This is a genomic window from Microbacterium barkeri (genome assembly GCF_027921765.1).
GTDB classification, from domain to species: domain Bacteria; phylum Actinomycetota; class Actinomycetes; order Actinomycetales; family Microbacteriaceae; genus Microbacterium; species Microbacterium barkeri.
Window position 1 is genome coordinate 13,315 of the sequence record NZ_BSEJ01000003.1, and the last position, 14,648, is coordinate 27,962.

General features: G+C 71.8%; 13 protein-coding genes. 5 read left to right on the top strand and 8 right to left on the bottom strand.

What is annotated here, in order from left to right; genetic code table 11:
* Positions 1-45 precede the first annotated feature (45 nt).
* Positions 46-510: a protein-tyrosine phosphatase family protein gene (locus tag PKE79_RS04420; RefSeq protein WP_271172457.1), complete on the top strand. Its 465-nt coding sequence runs from the start codon at positions 46-48 to the stop codon at positions 508-510.
* A 15-nt stretch (positions 511-525) separates the two neighbouring features.
* On the opposite strand, the gene mnhG is transcribed toward PKE79_RS04420, so the two are convergent.
* Genes mnhG through PKE79_RS04450 form a run of 6 tightly spaced genes read right to left on the bottom strand, consistent with a single transcriptional unit; the run spans position 526 to position 6,793 of the window.
* Positions 526-906, bottom strand: a complete 381-nt coding sequence (mnhG, locus tag PKE79_RS04425; RefSeq protein ID WP_271172458.1) for a monovalent cation/H(+) antiporter subunit G — start codon at positions 904-906, stop codon at positions 526-528.
* On the bottom strand, positions 903-1,169 hold the full coding sequence (locus PKE79_RS04430; RefSeq protein ID WP_271172459.1) for an MrpF/PhaF family protein: 267 nt from the start codon (positions 1,167-1,169) through the stop codon (positions 903-905). The genes mnhG and PKE79_RS04430 overlap by 4 nt, the downstream gene beginning before the upstream one ends.
* Positions 1,166-1,756, bottom strand: a complete 591-nt coding sequence (locus PKE79_RS04435) for a Na+/H+ antiporter subunit E (protein WP_271172460.1) — start codon at positions 1,754-1,756, stop codon at positions 1,166-1,168. Before PKE79_RS04435 ends, PKE79_RS04430 begins: the two co-directional genes overlap by 4 nt.
* A complete protein-coding gene (locus tag PKE79_RS04440; RefSeq protein WP_271172461.1) occupies positions 1,753-3,309 on the bottom strand; it encodes a Na+/H+ antiporter subunit D in 1,557 nt (518 codons plus the stop codon). Before PKE79_RS04440 ends, PKE79_RS04435 begins: the two co-directional genes overlap by 4 nt.
* A complete protein-coding gene (locus tag PKE79_RS04445; RefSeq protein WP_271172462.1) occupies positions 3,306-3,866 on the bottom strand; it encodes a Na(+)/H(+) antiporter subunit C in 561 nt (186 codons plus the stop codon). Before PKE79_RS04445 ends, PKE79_RS04440 begins: the two co-directional genes overlap by 4 nt.
* Positions 3,863-6,793 carry a Na+/H+ antiporter subunit A gene (locus PKE79_RS04450; protein WP_271172463.1) on the bottom strand — a complete coding sequence of 977 codons (2,931 nt, stop codon included), beginning with the start codon at positions 6,791-6,793 and terminating at the stop codon, positions 3,863-3,865. The genes PKE79_RS04445 and PKE79_RS04450 overlap by 4 nt, the downstream gene beginning before the upstream one ends.
* Before the next feature lie 160 nt (positions 6,794-6,953).
* Between PKE79_RS04450 and nucS the strand changes: the two genes are divergently transcribed.
* Positions 6,954-7,649 carry an endonuclease NucS gene (gene nucS / locus PKE79_RS04455; RefSeq protein ID WP_271172464.1) on the top strand — a complete coding sequence of 232 codons (696 nt, stop codon included), beginning with the start codon at positions 6,954-6,956 and terminating at the stop codon, positions 7,647-7,649.
* On the opposite strand, the gene PKE79_RS04460 is transcribed toward nucS, so the two are convergent.
* Positions 7,601-8,242, bottom strand: coding sequence for a TetR/AcrR family transcriptional regulator (locus PKE79_RS04460; RefSeq protein WP_271172465.1), 642 nt, complete (start codon positions 8,240-8,242; stop codon positions 7,601-7,603). The two genes, nucS and PKE79_RS04460, sit on opposite strands and share 49 nt — an antisense overlap.
* 74 nt (positions 8,243-8,316) lie before the next feature.
* Between PKE79_RS04460 and PKE79_RS04465 the strand changes: the two genes are divergently transcribed.
* Entirely contained in the window at positions 8,317-9,558 is a 1,242-nt protein-coding gene (locus PKE79_RS04465) for an FAD-dependent oxidoreductase (RefSeq protein WP_271172466.1), read from the top strand.
* Here PKE79_RS04465 and PKE79_RS04470 read toward each other — a convergent pair.
* On the bottom strand, positions 9,555-12,554 hold the full coding sequence (locus PKE79_RS04470; protein WP_271172467.1) for an alpha-mannosidase: 3,000 nt from the start codon (positions 12,552-12,554) through the stop codon (positions 9,555-9,557). The two genes, PKE79_RS04465 and PKE79_RS04470, sit on opposite strands and share 4 nt — an antisense overlap.
* 100 nt (positions 12,555-12,654) lie before the next feature.
* Between PKE79_RS04470 and PKE79_RS04475 the strand changes: the two genes are divergently transcribed.
* The gene (locus PKE79_RS04475) at positions 12,655-13,353 is read left to right on the top strand and encodes an HAD hydrolase-like protein (protein WP_271172468.1); all 699 of its coding nucleotides are present in this window, start codon (positions 12,655-12,657) and stop codon (positions 13,351-13,353) included.
* 9 nt (positions 13,354-13,362) lie between these two features.
* Positions 13,363-14,634, top strand: a complete 1,272-nt coding sequence (locus PKE79_RS04480) for a coiled-coil domain-containing protein (RefSeq protein ID WP_271172469.1) — start codon at positions 13,363-13,365, stop codon at positions 14,632-14,634.
* Positions 14,635-14,648: the final 14 nt, after the last annotated feature.

Genomic DNA, 14,648 nt, shown 5'->3' on the forward strand with positions numbered 1-14,648 from the left:
CGGCGATCCCTACTCTGGCGTGCAGACGGGCAGGGAGGTGCGCAGATGGGCAACTGGTCGGACGTGCTGGGTGCGGTGCGGCTGCCGGATGGCCGGACGGTTCGGGGAACGGGCCTCCGCAGGCCGCGCGGGACAGCGCCCGACCCGGAGTTCGCGGTCTACCTGCTGTCCCGCGACCCCCACGTCGCCGCGTGGCCGAGCAGATGGGTGCGGTGGGGCGACTTCCGGCTTCCACGCCACCCCGAGGATGCGCTCGACGCGCTCCGTGAAGCGCACCGGCGCGCGGCGCTGCATCGCGTCGAGATCGTGTGCGGCGGAGGGGTCGGCCGGACGGGGACGGCCATCGCCGTCCTGGCGCGGATGAGCGGGGTCCCGGCATCCGAGGCGGTCGCCTGGACGCGCGCGCACTATCACCCGCGCGCCGTCGAGACTCCGCGTCAGCGGGCGTGGGTGGCCTCCGTCGCGGTCGAGACTAGCCCCGGTCGTCGAGACCGACGCACGGAGCACTAGCCTCGACGACGAGCGCTAGTCTCGCGGGTGGGGCGGGCTCGCGAGCTCGTCGCTCGAACCGGCGTCGGCGGCGAGCTCGTCGACGAAGAGGCTCTCCTCGTCGATCGTCCTGTTCCGGTACGCCTGGCGGCCGACCATGTGCGCCGAGAGCGGCGCGGTCGCCATCTGGATGACGACGATCGGCACGAGCATCGCCACGGCCGCCCACGACCGCAGCGACAGCGCGGCCGCGATCGCGATGAGGAGGAGGCCCAGCACCTGGGGCTTCGTCGCGGCGTGGAGGCGCGACGGCACGTCGCGGAAGCGCAGGAGGCCGATCGCGGCCGTGAGGCACAGCAGCGCCCCCACCAGGACGAGAACGAGGGCCGTGGTGTCGAGGATCTCGTCGCCGCTCATCGGTCCTGCTCCTTCCGCGCGACGAAGCGGGCCACCGCGATCGAGCCGAAGACGCCGATCGCGGCGATGATGAGCATGATCGGCAGCGTGCGCGTGTGCTGGTTGATGACCGCCTCCGCGCCGAGAACGCACAGCACCATGCTCAGCAGCACATCGCTCGCGACCGCGCGATCCAGGATCGACGGGCCCACGACCATCCGCACGATCGTGAGCGCGGCAGCGATCGCGAAGACCGCGAGGATGGCGATGACGAGCGGGTTCATCGGGCGCCTCCCTGCGCGATGCGGTCCTCGACGGCAGGTGCGCCGTCCCGGATGAGCGCGACATCCTCGCGCGAGCCGACCGCGCGCACGGCGCGCGCCTCCCAGCGGAGGGCGGACGCGCGCTGGCTCTCGACATCCGCCGCCGAGCGGACGCCGATCACGTGCAGATACAGCACGCGGTTCTCGCGATCGGCCTCGACGACGAGCGATCCCGGGATGAGCGAGGTCGCGACCGCGGTGTGGGTCATCACGAGGTCGTCGTCGATGCGCAGCGGGACGCGGATGATCGCGGCGCCGGGCTGCCCGGGCGTCAGGGTCTGCCACGCCACGGTGACCGCACCGCGGACGAGCGATGCGAGGAAGACGACGACGAAGACCACGCCGAACCAGATGTTGACGCGTCCCGAGAGCTCGGCCGTCGGCAGGCGGAACACGGTCGTCACGAACAGCGCGATGACGAGGCCCGTGACCGCGGCGAGCACCGTGAACTGGCCCCAGAGCAGCATCCAGAGCACGACGAGCCAGACGAAGAACGGAAGCTGCCGCCAGACCCGGCTGAGCAGCGTGCGGGGAGCTGCCGGGCTCATGCTCCGCCCTCCACGTCCTCGAGCTGGACGAGCGAAATCGGCTCGAGCAGCGACTGGCCGATCCGCTCGCAGACATCGTAGAGCGGGCCCGCGAAGACGGTCAGGCCCACCGTGACCGCGACCATCCCGACCGTCGCGGTCGTCATGATCCGCGGGATGACCCGGCGCTCGGTCTGCACACCCGCCGCGGGGGCGTCGGAGAGGTGCGAGATGCGGACCTCGGTCTCGGTCGAGTCCTCCTCCTCGCGCCAGAACGCGAGATTCCACGCGCGCATGAGGGCGTACAGCGTGAGCAGCGACGTGATGATGCCGCCCGCGATGACGACGTACATGAGCGGAGTGCCCACGCGGGCGGCCGCCTCGAAGAGGGCGAACTTGCCGATGAAGCCCGAGAACGGCGGCAGGCCGCCGAGGTTGAGCGCGGGGATGAAGTACAGCGCCGCGAGCAGCGGCGCCGCCGCGAAGAGGCCCTTGACCTTGAGGATCGACGTCGACCCCGCGCGGCGCTCGATGAGGCCGACCGCGAGGAAGAGGGTCGTCTGCACCACGATGTGGTGGACCATGTAGTAGATCGTCGCCCCGACGGCCTCCTCGGTCGCGATCGCGAGCCCGAAGATCATGTAGCCGACGTGGCTCACGAGCGTGAACGAGAGGATGCGCTTGAGCTCGGCCTGCGCCACGGCGCCGAGGATGCCGACGAGCATCGTCGCGAGGGCGACGACGAGCAGCAGCGCGTTGATGTCGGAGTCGTGGAAGAGCTGGGTCTCGGTGCGGATGAGCGCGTACACGCCCACCTTGGTGAGGAGGCCCGCGAAGACGGCCGTGACCGGCGCGGGCGCGGTCGGGTACGAGTCGGGCAGCCAGAACGACAGCGGGAAGACGGCCGCCTTGATCGCGAACGCGAGCACGAGCAGCACGTGGATGACGAGCTGCACGTCGGAGGGGAGCTCGACCATCCGCTCGGCGATCTGCGCCATGTTCACGGTGCCGAGCGCGCCGTAGATCACGGCGATCGACGACAGGAAGAGGATCGACGACACGAGCGAGACGACGATGTAGACGACGCCCGAGCGGATCCGCGCCTTCGTGCCGCCGAGCGTGATGAGCACGTACGACGCGACGAGCAGGATCTCGAACCCCACGTAGAGGTTGAAGAGGTCTCCCGCGATGAAGGCGTTGAAGATGCCCGCCGCGAGGATGAGGTACGACGGGTGGAAGATCGAGACGGGGGTTTCGTCGTCGCCGTCCGCCGCGCCCTGGCCGACCGAGAAGAGGAGGACGGCGAGGAGCACGACGCTCGACACGGCGACGAGAAGGGCTGCGAGCCGGTCGACGTACAGGACGATGCCGAACGGCAGCGGCCATCCGGCGACCGAGACCGCGAGCGGCGTGCCGAGGTCGACCGCGATGAGGAGCACGACCGCGAGCACGAACGTCACGCTCAGCGTGAGGATCGACAGCGTCACCTGGAGGCGGCGCCGGCGACCGAAGATGAGGGTCAGGGCCGCTCCGAGGAGCGGGATGGCGACGAGGAGCGGCACGAGGTTGCTCACGGGCTCTCCTCCCCTCGGTCGTCCTGATCAGCGCGGCGTCTGTATTCCGAATCCGGTATGTCGACGGGGGCGTCATCCTGCAGGCCCGGGGCATCCGCCGCGTGCAGGAGTGTGATGGGCGACGCGGCGACGCCCACGAAGTCGGTGACCGACTCGTCGCCGGTCTCCGCGTCCTCCTCCTCGACCTCGAGCACGTCCTCCGTCTGGATCGCGCGCTCGCGCAGCGACAGGTCCTCCTCGTCGTCCTCGACCGTGTCGGCCCGGCCGAGCTGCCACGACCGGTAGATGAGCGCGAGGAGGAATGCGCTCACGGCGAAGGTGATGACGATCGCCGTGAGCATGAGGGCCTGCGGGAGGGGATCGCTCTGCGGCCCGTCGTCGCCGTAGAACGGCGAGACCCCGGGGTACCCCATGACGGTCAGCAGCAGGAGGTTCGTCGCGTTGCCGAGGAGCAGGAAGCCGATGAGCACGCGCGTGAGGCTCCGCTCGAGCATCGCGTAGACGCCCGCCGCGTACAGGCCGGCCATGATCGCGATGAGCGTGAACGAGGTGGTCATCGGGTCACCGCCGTCTGCTCCTGCGCATCCTTCTCGGTGCGCAGCTGGCGATCCACCTCGGCGCCGAGGCTCCTCAGGACGTCGAGCACGAGCCCGATGACGACCAGGTAGACGCCGATGTCGAAGATCGTCGACGTGACGAACTCGACGTGGCCGACGAGCGGCAGATCGGCCTCCCAGACCCCGCGCGTGAGCGGGTCGAGCCCGAACAGCAGCGGCACGACCGCAGTCCCCACCGCGAGCACCATCCCGATGCCCAGCAGCTGGCCGGCGTCGCCCGGCGCCGCGACACCGAGCTCATATCGCCCTCCGGCGATGTACCGCATGACGAGCGCCATGCCGGCGACGAGCCCGCCCGCGAATCCGCCGCCGGGCAGGTTGTGGCCTGCGAAGAGCAGATAGAGCGACACGACGATGATCGTGTGGAAGAGGATGCGCACGATCACCTCGAGCAGGATCGAGCGCGCCTCGCGGCTCATCCGCTGTCCGCCGACGAGCCACGCGCGCGGCCGGTCGCGGTTGGCGCTCGTCTCGGTGCGGATCCCATCCGTCGTCTCCACGAGCGGGCGTGTGCGGCCCGCCTTGCGCGCGGCCCGCGGGAGCTTCCGGGTCGTCGAGCGCAGCGTGTCGGAGCGGTGCGTGACGAACACGAGCGACGCGACGCCGGTCGCCGCGAGGACGAGCACCGAGAGCTCGCCCATCGTGTCCCACCCGCGCAGGTCGACGAGGGCGACGTTCACGATGTTCCGGCCGTGGCCGATCTCGTAGGCCATCTCGCCCCACGCCGTCGAGATCGGCTCGTGGATGCGCGCACTCGAGGCGAGGACGGCCACGACCGCCATCGTGATGCCGACCGCGATCGCGAGGACGGCGCGCGCCACGGGGGCCACCGAGTCGTTGTGGCTTCCGAGCCGAGACGGCAGTCGGCGCAGCACGAGCGCGAAGGCGATGAGGGTGATCGCCTCGACGAGCACCTGCGTGAGCGCGAGGTCGGGAGCGCCCTCGACCGCGAAGAGCACGACCATCCCGAGCCCCGTGACCGAGACGAGCACGACGCCCGTGTAGCGCTTCCGCGCGCGCACCGCGAGGATGCCCGCGGCGATCATGAGCGGTGCGGCGGCGAGCTGCACGGGGTGCTGCCACGCGTCGAGCGCGACGCGCCACTCGTGGCCGGCGATGAGCACGGTCCCCTCCGCGGCCACGAACACGACGAAGATCGTGCCGACGTACAGGGGCAGCGACCCGCGCTGGGTGAGCGAGGTCACCGCGACCGACAGGCGGTCGACCGTGCGGGTCGTCGCGTAGTAGACGTCGGCCGCCTGGATGCGCAGGACGCGGCCCGATGCATCCCAGCCGGTGCGGCGCGCGACCCAGAAGACGCCGGCGCCCGCGACGATCGTGAGCAGCGACAGCAGGAGTGCGGGCTCGAGACCGTGCCAGAGCGCGAGGTGGTAGTGCCCGTCGCCCAGGGCGGTGTCGGCATAGCCCGACAGGACGTCGTCGAGGAGCGGCGCGACGAGCCCGCCCGCGAGCGCGAGCGACGCGAGGATGAGCGGGGACGTGAGGAACCCGAGCGGCGGATCGGGCCAGTGCGTCTGCTCCCGCTGCGCGCCGCTCGCGTCGCGCTTCGTCCAGAACGCGCCCCAGACGAAGCGGAGGCCGTACGCGAGCGTGAGCGCCGATCCGAGCACCACGCCGACGAGGGCGATGAGACCCCAGACGTCGCCCGCGAGCGCCTCGTCGAGGAGCGCCGTGAAGGCGGCCTCCTTCGCCACGAACCCGAGGGTCGGCGGCAGGCCGGCCATCGTCGCGACGGCGACCATCGAGAGGGCCGCCATCGTCGGCGCCTGACGGCCGACGCCGCTCAGCTCGTCGATGTCGCGCGTCGAGAGCTGACGGTCGATCACGCCCACGACGAGGAAGAGGGCCGACTTGAACAGCGCGTGCGAGAGGAGGAGCGCGATGCCCGCGAGCGCGGTGTCTCGCGCGCCGAAGCCGATCACCGTCGAGATGAACCCGAGCTGGCTCACCGTGCCGAAGGCGAGGATGCGCTTGAGGTCGGTCTCGCGCAGCGCCTGGACGCCGGCGAGGATCATCGTCACGACGCCGAGCGTGACGACCACGGGGCGCCAGGGGTCGCTCTCGGCGAAGGCGGGAGCGAACCGGGCGAGCAGGTAGATGCCCGCCTTCACCATGGCGGCGGCGTGGAGGTAGGCGCTGACCGGAGTCGGCGCGGCCATCGCACCGGGAAGCCAGAAATGCAGGGGGAACAGCGCCGACTTGCTGACGGCGCCCACGAGCAGGAGCACGAGCGCCACATCGACGAGCGGGCCGGTCGGCGCGAGCTCGAGGATGCCCGACAGGCTCGTGGTGCCCGCGACCACGACGAGGATCACGACGCCGACGAACATGACGAGGCCGCCGAGCGTCGTCACGAGGAGTGCCTGCAGGGCAGCACGGCGGCTCGCGGCACGTGTGTGATAGTGCCCGATGAGGAGGTACGAGAGGATGCTCGTCATCTCCCAGAACATGACGAGCATGACGGCGTCGTCGGTCAGCACGAGCCCGTACATCGCCCCCGCGAAGGCGAGGAGCACCGCCGAGAAGCGGCCCAGACCCGACGTCTTGCCGCGGAAGTACACACGGCAGTAGAGCATGACGAGCGCGCCCACGCCGGTCACGACCAGGGTCATGACCCAGCTCAGCGTGTCCATCCGCATCGAGAGCGCGACGTCGAGCGGCCCGATCCAGGTGTATGACTCGAACGGAATGGGGCCGTCGATCACACGGGGCGAGACGACCACCGCATGCACGAGCGCCGCGAGGGGGAAGAGGGCCGCGACCCAGAAGACCCGCGCTCCGAGCCACTTCGCCAGAACCGGAAGCAGAAGGGCTCCGCCCGCGAACATCGCCAGGAGCACGAGCATAGGCATCTCCTCTGGCTCGTCGCGCGCGGCGGGTCAGGTGCGGGGTTTCCCTCCATTCTAGGTGCCGATCCGCGTGATCCTGCCGAAAACCTGGGAAATGCCCTCTGCGGCACGCATCTTGAGGCGCTCCAGAGCCCCTCTCGACGGTTAGGCTCGTGCGGTGCGTCTCGTCATCGCCCGCTGCTCCGTCGACTACACCGGTCGACTCAATGCGCATCTGCCGCTCGCCACGCGCGTGCTCATGCACAAGGGCGATGGGAGCCTGCTCGTGCACTCGGACGGCGGCTCGTACAAGCCGCTGAACTGGATGAGCCCGCCCTGCCGTCTCGACGTCGTCGAGCCGGATGAGGAGCTCGCCTCGGCCGGGGTCGTGCAGGTGTGGAAGGTCACGCACAAGAAGACCGGCGACGCCCTGACGGTGCGCATCCACGAGGTGCTGAGCGACACGCAGCACGACCTCGGCGTCGACCCCGGCCTCATCAAGGACGGCGTCGAGGCCGACCTGCAGCGCCTGCTCGCCGAGCAGGTCGATCTCATCGCAACCGGCGCGACCCTCGTGCGCCGGGAGTACCCCACCGCGATCGGGCCCGTGGACCTCCTCGTGCGCGACTCGACCGGCGTCGCGATCGCGGTCGAGGTGAAGCGCCGCGGCGACATCGACGGCGTCGAGCAGCTCACGCGGTACCTCGAGCTTCTCGGCCGCGACCCCCATCTCGCACCCGTGCAGGGCGTGTTCGCTGCCCAGGAGATCAAGCCGCAGGCCCGCGTGCTCGCAGAGGACCGCGGCATCCGCTGCCTGACCCTCGACTACGAGGAGATGAAGGGCATCGAGTCGGGCGTCCCGCGCCTGTTCTGAGGCCGCTCGGGCGCGAGCATGGACCGCAGAAGCGCGGCGGGTGCATCCGCGGCCGCGCGTGCGCGCTCTGCGGGCGCAGCGAGTGCCCATTCGTCGAGTCCGCGCAGAAGGCCGAAGGCGGCCGCCGCGAGGACGTCGACGGGCAGATCCGCGCGCACCTCGCCTGAGGCGACCCCGACATCCAGCACCTGTCGGACCCATTCGCGGACGCGGTCGAGCAGGGCGATGCGCGCGTCGTCCGCTCCGGGTGCCGGCAGATAGAAGATCCGCCCGAGAAGCTGGAGAGCACGATCCTCGGCCCCGAGCTCGGCGAGGTCGTTCAGCACCTCATCGACGAGGGGCCAGAAGGCGCGCCCGGCGAAGCGCTGCGGGTCCGGCGGGCTCCAGCGCATGCGCACCTCGCCGATGAGCGCACTCACGACGGCGTCGAGGAGCTCCGCCTTCGATGACACCGCGTGGTAGAAGGAGCTCTTGCTGATTCCCGCCGACCGGATGATGCGGTTGAGCGACGCGGCTTCGTAGCCGACCGCGGCGAATTCGACGACCGTCGCCTCGATGAGCGCGTCGCGATGCGGACCGGTGAGCTGTGCCATGCCTACATCGTACTGGACCAGGTGGTCCAGTACGATGTAGGGTGCCAGTGGACCAGATGGTCCAGAGGAGGAACATGCTCATCCCCACCGCGCTCGATGCACAGCTCGCGGCCCAGCGCCACGATCGTCTCCGGGTCCTGGTGATCGGCGCCGGCGTCGCAGGGATCACGGCCGCTCAGCTGCTCCGCCGACAGGGGCTGCATCCGGTGCTCGTGGATCACCTGCCGACGATGGACCATCCGGGCTACATGCTCGCCCTGATGCCGACGGTCGACGGCGCGTTCGCCGATCTGGGCGTGCAGGAGGCCTGCCGCGCCGCCGGGACGCCACTCGCTCGCTACCGGTTCCGCTCGCACCGCGGCCGCCCGTTGCGGACCGATCCGCTCGGCGAGCTGCTCCGTGTGTACGGCGACTACAACGGGATCGCACGCGGAGCGCTGCTCGACGTGCTGACGTCGCACGGCTGCCCTGTCACGTGGGGGACGACGATCGATCGGGTCGATGCGGACGGACACGCGCGGTTCGTGGATCGGGAGGGGTCGCCACAGGCTTCCGCGCCGTTCGACCTCGTGATCGGCGCGGACGGCATCCGTTCGCGGATGCGCGCCGTGCTCGGGGCGGCCGAGCCCGACGTCGTCACAACGGGATGGTCGGGCTGGGTCGCGTGGGCTGACGACCTCGGCGAGCACGACCTTGGCGAGGAGGTCTGGGGCGACGGCTTCTTCCTCGGCGTGTACCCCGTGAAGGATCGGCTGGGCGTGTTCCTCGGCGGGCCCGATGAAGAGCTTCTCGACGGGCCGGCGGCATTCGCCGAACGCGTCCGGCAGAAGACCTCCGGGCTCGGCACGCGGCTCGAGGCGGCCCTCATCGCGGTCGTCGAGGCGCCCGACCCGCACCTCTGGCGCCTCGACGACGCCCGGGCACGGCGCTGGGTGCTGTCACGCGGCGTCCTCCTGGGCGATGCAGCCGCGGGCTTCCTCCCAACGGCGGGCATGGGCGCCGGGATGGCCATCGAGTCGGCATGGATGCTCGCGCGCATGCTCGCGCACGCCGAGCGAGACACGCTCACGGCCGTCCTTCACGCATGGGAGCGCATCGAGCGCCCGCGCGTCGAAGCCGCTCAGGGCACCTCGCGGGCGCTGGCGAGGCTCATGTTCCGACGAGGCGCCGACGTCGCCTGGCTGCGCGAGTCGCTGATGCGGGTGCTGAGCGTCCGTGCGGCACTGCGGCCGATCCTTCGGCTGCTGGCCGAGCGCCCCGATCCCGACGCGGTCGCGCGAGACGTCACCTCCCCGGCGAGACGGATCAGCCCCTAGGCCCGGCGCAGGCGCAGCGTCACGAGCTCGAACGGCCGCAGCTCCAGAGCAAGTGGATCGCCCGACCCGGACTCCAGCGCGCGCTCGAGGAGGTCCGTCCGCCGCGCATCGGCGACCGCGAACCCCGGCACGAGCCGGCCCGAGGCACGCGCCCCGCGGGCCTCGTACAGGCGCACGACGACGTCCCCTGACCCGTCCTCCGCGAGCTTGACCGCCTCGACGAGGATCGAGGGCGCTCCGTCGATCCGCACGATCGGCTCGACGGGGCGACCGCGCCGAATGCGCGGGGGAAGGTTGAGCCGGTAGCCCTCTGCCGCCGCATCGAGAACCCCGCCGGTCGACACCGCATGGCGGAAGACGTGCACGCCCTGGTCGGCCTCGGGATCGGGGAACACCGGTGCCCGCAGCAGCGACTCCCGCACGCGCGTCGCGCCGCCCCCGCCGGCACGCGCACGGCGCGTCACGTCGTGGCCGTACACGCGGTCGTTCGCGATGGTGACGCCGAAGCCGGGCTCGTCCACGTGCAGCCATCGATGCGCCACGGTCTCGAACCGCGCGGCATCCCACGACGTGTTGGCGTGGATCGGGCGGCGGATGTGTCCGAACTGGATCTCCGACGCCGCCGTGTCGGCGAGCACGTCGACGTCGAACGCGAGCTTGAGGAGCTTCTGCCGCTCGTGCCAGTCGACCGTCGTCTCGATGTCGAGCGCGGACCCGTGCGGGGCGATCCGCAGGCGCTGCACGACGGAGGACCTCCCCACCTCGCGCTCCACGACGACCGCGTTCCCCTCGATCCGGATGGCCGCAGTGCGGGCGGGCGCGAGCGGGGTGCGGTTGAAGTGGTGGTCGATGTCCCACGCGTCCCACTGGTTCGGGGTGTCGCGGAACAGCTGCAGCACGTTGCCGCGCCCCTCGGGCGGCACGACCTCGCGGCCGGCTCGGCGGTCGACGAACGACACGATCTCGCCGTCGGCGTCGATCACGACCCGGAGGGCGTCCGACTCGAGCACGTACCCGCCGTCGGCCTCGCGCACGGATGAGCCCGCGCCATCCGCTCGTGTCGGCGCTGCGGCGAGCGCCGACGCCCCGTGGAGCGCGATGGGCGCCGCGTTGAACACGACCTCCTGATCGCCGTCGCCCGCGAGCACGTCGAGCGCGCCGGCGATGAGCGCCTCGAGGTCGTCGGCCACGCGCGCGTAGTTCTCCTCGGCCTGCTGGTGCACCCAGGCGATCGACGAGCCGGGCAGGATGTCGTGGAACTGCTGCAGGAGCACGGTCTCCCATGCGCGGCGAAGGGCATCGGCCGGGTACGGCGCCCCGTGCCGCACGGTCGCGACGGTCGCCCACAGCTCGGCCTCGCGCAGGAGGTGCTCGCTGCGCCGGTTGCCCGCCTTCGTGCGCGCCTGCGACGTGTACGTGCCGCGGTGGAACTCGAGATAGAGCTCGCCCGACCACGTCGCCGGCGACGGATGGCCCGCGCGGGCCTGCGCGAAGAAGGCGTCGGGGCGCAGGAAGTCGACGCGAGGCGACCCCTCGAGGTCGCGCTTGCGGAGGCCGGTCTCGATCATCTCGCGCGTGGGCCCTCCCCCGCCGTCGCCGTAGCCGAACGGCACGAGCGACAGATCGCTGATCCCGCGCTCGGCGTTCTGGCGCTCGGCGCGCGCGAGGTCGACCGCGCCGAGGTCGGAGTTGTACGTGTCGACAGGAGGGAAGTGCGTGAACACGCGGGTGCCGTCGACGCCCTCCCACAGGAAGGTGTGATGCGGCATGACGTTCGTCTCGTTCCACGAGATCTTCTGGGTGAGGAAGTTCTCGGATCCCGATGCCGCGACGATCTGCGGCAGCGCACCGGAGTATCCGAAGGAGTCCGGCAGCCACACCTCAGTCGTCTCGACCCCCAGCTCGCGCAGGAAGAACCCCTTGCCCGCGACGAACTGGCGAGCGAGCGCCTCGCCGCCCGGCATGTTCGTGTCGGATTCGACCCACATGCCGCCCACCGGCGCCCACCTCCCCTCGGCGACGCGCTCGCGGATGCGCGCGAAGAGCTCGGGATAGTGCTCCTTCATCCACGCGTACTGCTGCGCCGACGACGCCGCGAACACGAAGTCGGGGTAGCGGTCCATGAGGTCGAGCACGTTCGAGAACGTCCGCGCGCACTTGCGGATGGTCTCGCGCACGGGCCAGAGCCACGCCGAGTCGATGTGCGCATGGCCGACGGCCGCGACCCGGTGCGTCGAGGCGGGGGATGCCGCGGCGAGCGCGGGTGAGAGCGCCTCCCTCGCGGGCGCGGCGGTCCCCGGGACGTCGTCCGGGTCGAGGGCGTCGGAGGCCCGCTCGAGGGCGCGGAGCAGGCCCGCGCGCCGCGTCGACCGCTCGGGAAGCACCGCGAGGAGACCCTCGAGCGTCGACCAGTCGCGCTCGAGCGCCGCGACCTCGCGATCGCGCAGCACGAGGCGCACGCCCCCGAAGCGGTACAGGGGGTCGCTCCCCGCCGTCGCCTTGTCACCGAGCGCCGTCGGGCGGAACTCCCAGTCCGACCCCACGTCGGGGTTCGAGGCCGCCTCGATGAGCACGTCGACGTGCGCGGCTGCCGCATCGACGGCGACCCAGTCGTTGCGCGGCTCGAGTCCCTTGAGCACGCTCCCCTCGGGCGTGTAGACGAGGCCCTCGCACTGGAAGCCGGGCTGCCCCGCGATGAACCCGAGATCCACGACGAGCTCGATGTCGTGCGTCCCCGCCTCCGCGCGCTCGCGCCATCCGCTCGGCACCTCCGCGCGCACGCGGAACCAGGTGGTGCCCCACGGGCGCCCCCACGCGTCGCCCGATGCGATCGGCCTGAAGCCGTCGCGCGGCACGGCGCCGAAGGGCACCGGCTCGTCCGGCGCCTCCCACGCATCGAGCTCGATCAGGACCTGCTCGGCGCGGATGGCCGGGGCGATGCGATCGCGGTAGGTGCGGGCGATGCGGCTCGCGATCAGGGCGGAGTCATCGTGCATGGGGTGAGACAAGCACGAGAGCGACGTCGCTGTCACGCGGCGCGCAGCGATCCGGCAAGGACGCCGTCGACGGCGACGCACCGCGGATAGGGTGGGGAGCATGGCGTCCGAGATCTCCCCCTGGTCCTGCATCCTCTGGGACGTCGACGGGACCGTCGCCGACGCATCCGCCGGGATCCTCCCCCGCATCACGCAGGTCCTCACCGACCTCGGCCGGACCCCGCCCGGCCCCGACGAGCTGTCGGCCTGGATCGGCCCGCCCATGCTCGAGTCGTTCCAGGTGCGCGGCATGCTGAGCCCCGAGGAGGCCGTCGACGCCGTCGCACGCTACCGCGAGCTCGCCGCGCGCGAGGGCTACGCCGAGTCGGTCGCGCTGTATCCCGGCGTCGCCGACCTCATCCACGCCGTGAACGCGGCGGGCGTTCCGCAGGCGACCGCGAGCACGAAGCCCGAGAACCAGGTGATCGCGATCCTCGAGCACTACGGGCTCGCCGGCTGCTTCACCTCGATCACGGGCGCGTCCTCCGACGCCGACTCACTCGACACGAAGGCCACCGTGCTCGCGAAGGCGCTCGAGCGGCTGAAGGAGGCGGGGGTCGACACGTCGCACCCCGTGCTCATCGGCGACCGCCACCACGACGTCGACGGCGCCACGGAGCACGACGTTCCCGTCATCTTCGTCCGATGGGGCTTCGGCACCCCGGGCGAGGAGGAGGGCGCGATCGCGGTCGTCGACGACATCGACCAGCTGCGGCCGCTTCTGCTGTCCGAGCAGTCCGAGCAGTCCGACGCCGCCTAGCCCGCCGCCGTGTTCGACGACTTCGACATCGAGCTCGAGACCGTCCTGGCGTGGGTCCTGCCCGCACTCGCGGTCTTCGCGGGGGCCGCACTCGTCGTCGTGCTGACGGTGTGGATCGTCAAGCGCGCCCGTCGGGGTCGCCGGGCGCGTGCACGGGCGGCGACCGCCCTGGACGGCGTCGGCACGAAGCTCGTCGCGCTCGACGACGCGGTGGACGAGCTCGAGCTCGAGCTGCAGCTCTCGGGAGCCCTGTACGGCGGCGACCCGCCGCCCACGCTGCGCCGGTCGCGCATGACCGCGCAGCACACGCGCGACGATGCGTTCGGCGAGTACCGCGCGCTGCGCGAGTCGACCGAGCTTCCCGCACGCGTCCGCCGAGCCGCGCGCGCCCTCACGACGCGCCTCGACAGGGCGCTGCAGGCCGTCGAGGCCGCACGCGGCGAGCACAGCGCCTGGATCGCCTCGCACGTGACGGCGGCCGAGCAGGTGGCGTCCGCCCGCGAGCGCCTCGCGGGCGTCACCGAGCGGATGGGCGACCCCACGGCGCTCCTCGACGACCTCGCGGCACGCGCGGATCGGTCGGAGTGGGACGACGCCGCGGGCGCGGCGGACGACGCCCGAGCGGCGCTCGAGGATGCTCGTCGCCTCCTCGACGAGGCGGAGCGAGCCGCGCAGGACCCGTCCCGATCGGCCCTGGACGACCTCGCGGCGGCTGAGCGCCGACTCCGCACGGCCGAGCAGCGGTCGCGCGCGCTCGAAGAGCGCCACCGCATCGTGCTGCAGGCGGCGCAGGCGGTGCGCGGCGAGCTCGACGCCGCAGCCGCGGCCATCCGCTCGGCCACGGGCATCCGCGCGGCGCTCGAGCCATCCGATGCCGAGCGCCTCGGGCGCGAGATCGAGCGGGCGGCCGACGAGCTCGATCGGCTGCGCGCGGAGGCGGAGCGCCGGCCCGTCGCGACGAACGAGGGCGTCGCCCGTCTGCGCGACCGTCTCGACATGGCCCTCGCGGATGCCCGCACGGCGCAGCAGCGGCTGCTCGGCGCTCGCAGCGCCCTCCCCGGCACCCTGGCCACCGCACGCTCGGCGCTCGCCCGGGCGGAGACGGCGGTCGGCCACGGCGCGTCGCTCGAGGCGCGGGTGCGGCTCGACGCCGCCCGCGCGGAGCTCGCCCAGGCGCGGCAGACCGTCGACCCGGTGGAGGCCCTCGACGACGCGCGTCGCGCCATCCGCCATGCCGAGGATGCGAAGGCGCTCGCCGACCACGACCGCGCGAGCGCGTGACCGCCGGCCCGCCC

What these genes read in the sequence shown, in the direction of transcription:
- PKE79_RS04470 (WP_271172467.1), bottom strand. Translation starts at nt 12,554, where the DNA reads ATGCACGATGACTCCGCCCTGATCGCGAGCCGCATCGCCCGCACCTAC.
- PKE79_RS04465 (WP_271172466.1), top strand. Translation starts at nt 8,317, where the DNA reads ATGCTCATCCCCACCGCGCTCGATGCACAGCTCGCGGCCCAGCGCCAC.
- PKE79_RS04450 (WP_271172463.1), bottom strand. Translation starts at nt 6,793, where the DNA reads ATGCTCGTGCTCCTGGCGATGTTCGCGGGCGGAGCCCTTCTGCTTCCG.
- mnhG (WP_271172458.1), bottom strand. Translation starts at nt 906, where the DNA reads ATGAGCGGCGACGAGATCCTCGACACCACGGCCCTCGTTCTCGTCCTG.
- PKE79_RS04435 (WP_271172460.1), bottom strand. Translation starts at nt 1,756, where the DNA reads ATGAGCCCGGCAGCTCCCCGCACGCTGCTCAGCCGGGTCTGGCGGCAG.
- PKE79_RS04445 (WP_271172462.1), bottom strand. Translation starts at nt 3,866, where the DNA reads ATGACCACCTCGTTCACGCTCATCGCGATCATGGCCGGCCTGTACGCG.
- PKE79_RS04420 (WP_271172457.1), top strand. Translation starts at nt 46, where the DNA reads ATGGGCAACTGGTCGGACGTGCTGGGTGCGGTGCGGCTGCCGGATGGC.
- PKE79_RS04460 (WP_271172465.1), bottom strand. Translation starts at nt 8,242, where the DNA reads ATGGCACAGCTCACCGGTCCGCATCGCGACGCGCTCATCGAGGCGACG.
- PKE79_RS04430 (WP_271172459.1), bottom strand. Translation starts at nt 1,169, where the DNA reads ATGAACCCGCTCGTCATCGCCATCCTCGCGGTCTTCGCGATCGCTGCC.
- PKE79_RS04475 (WP_271172468.1), top strand. Translation starts at nt 12,655, where the DNA reads ATGGCGTCCGAGATCTCCCCCTGGTCCTGCATCCTCTGGGACGTCGAC.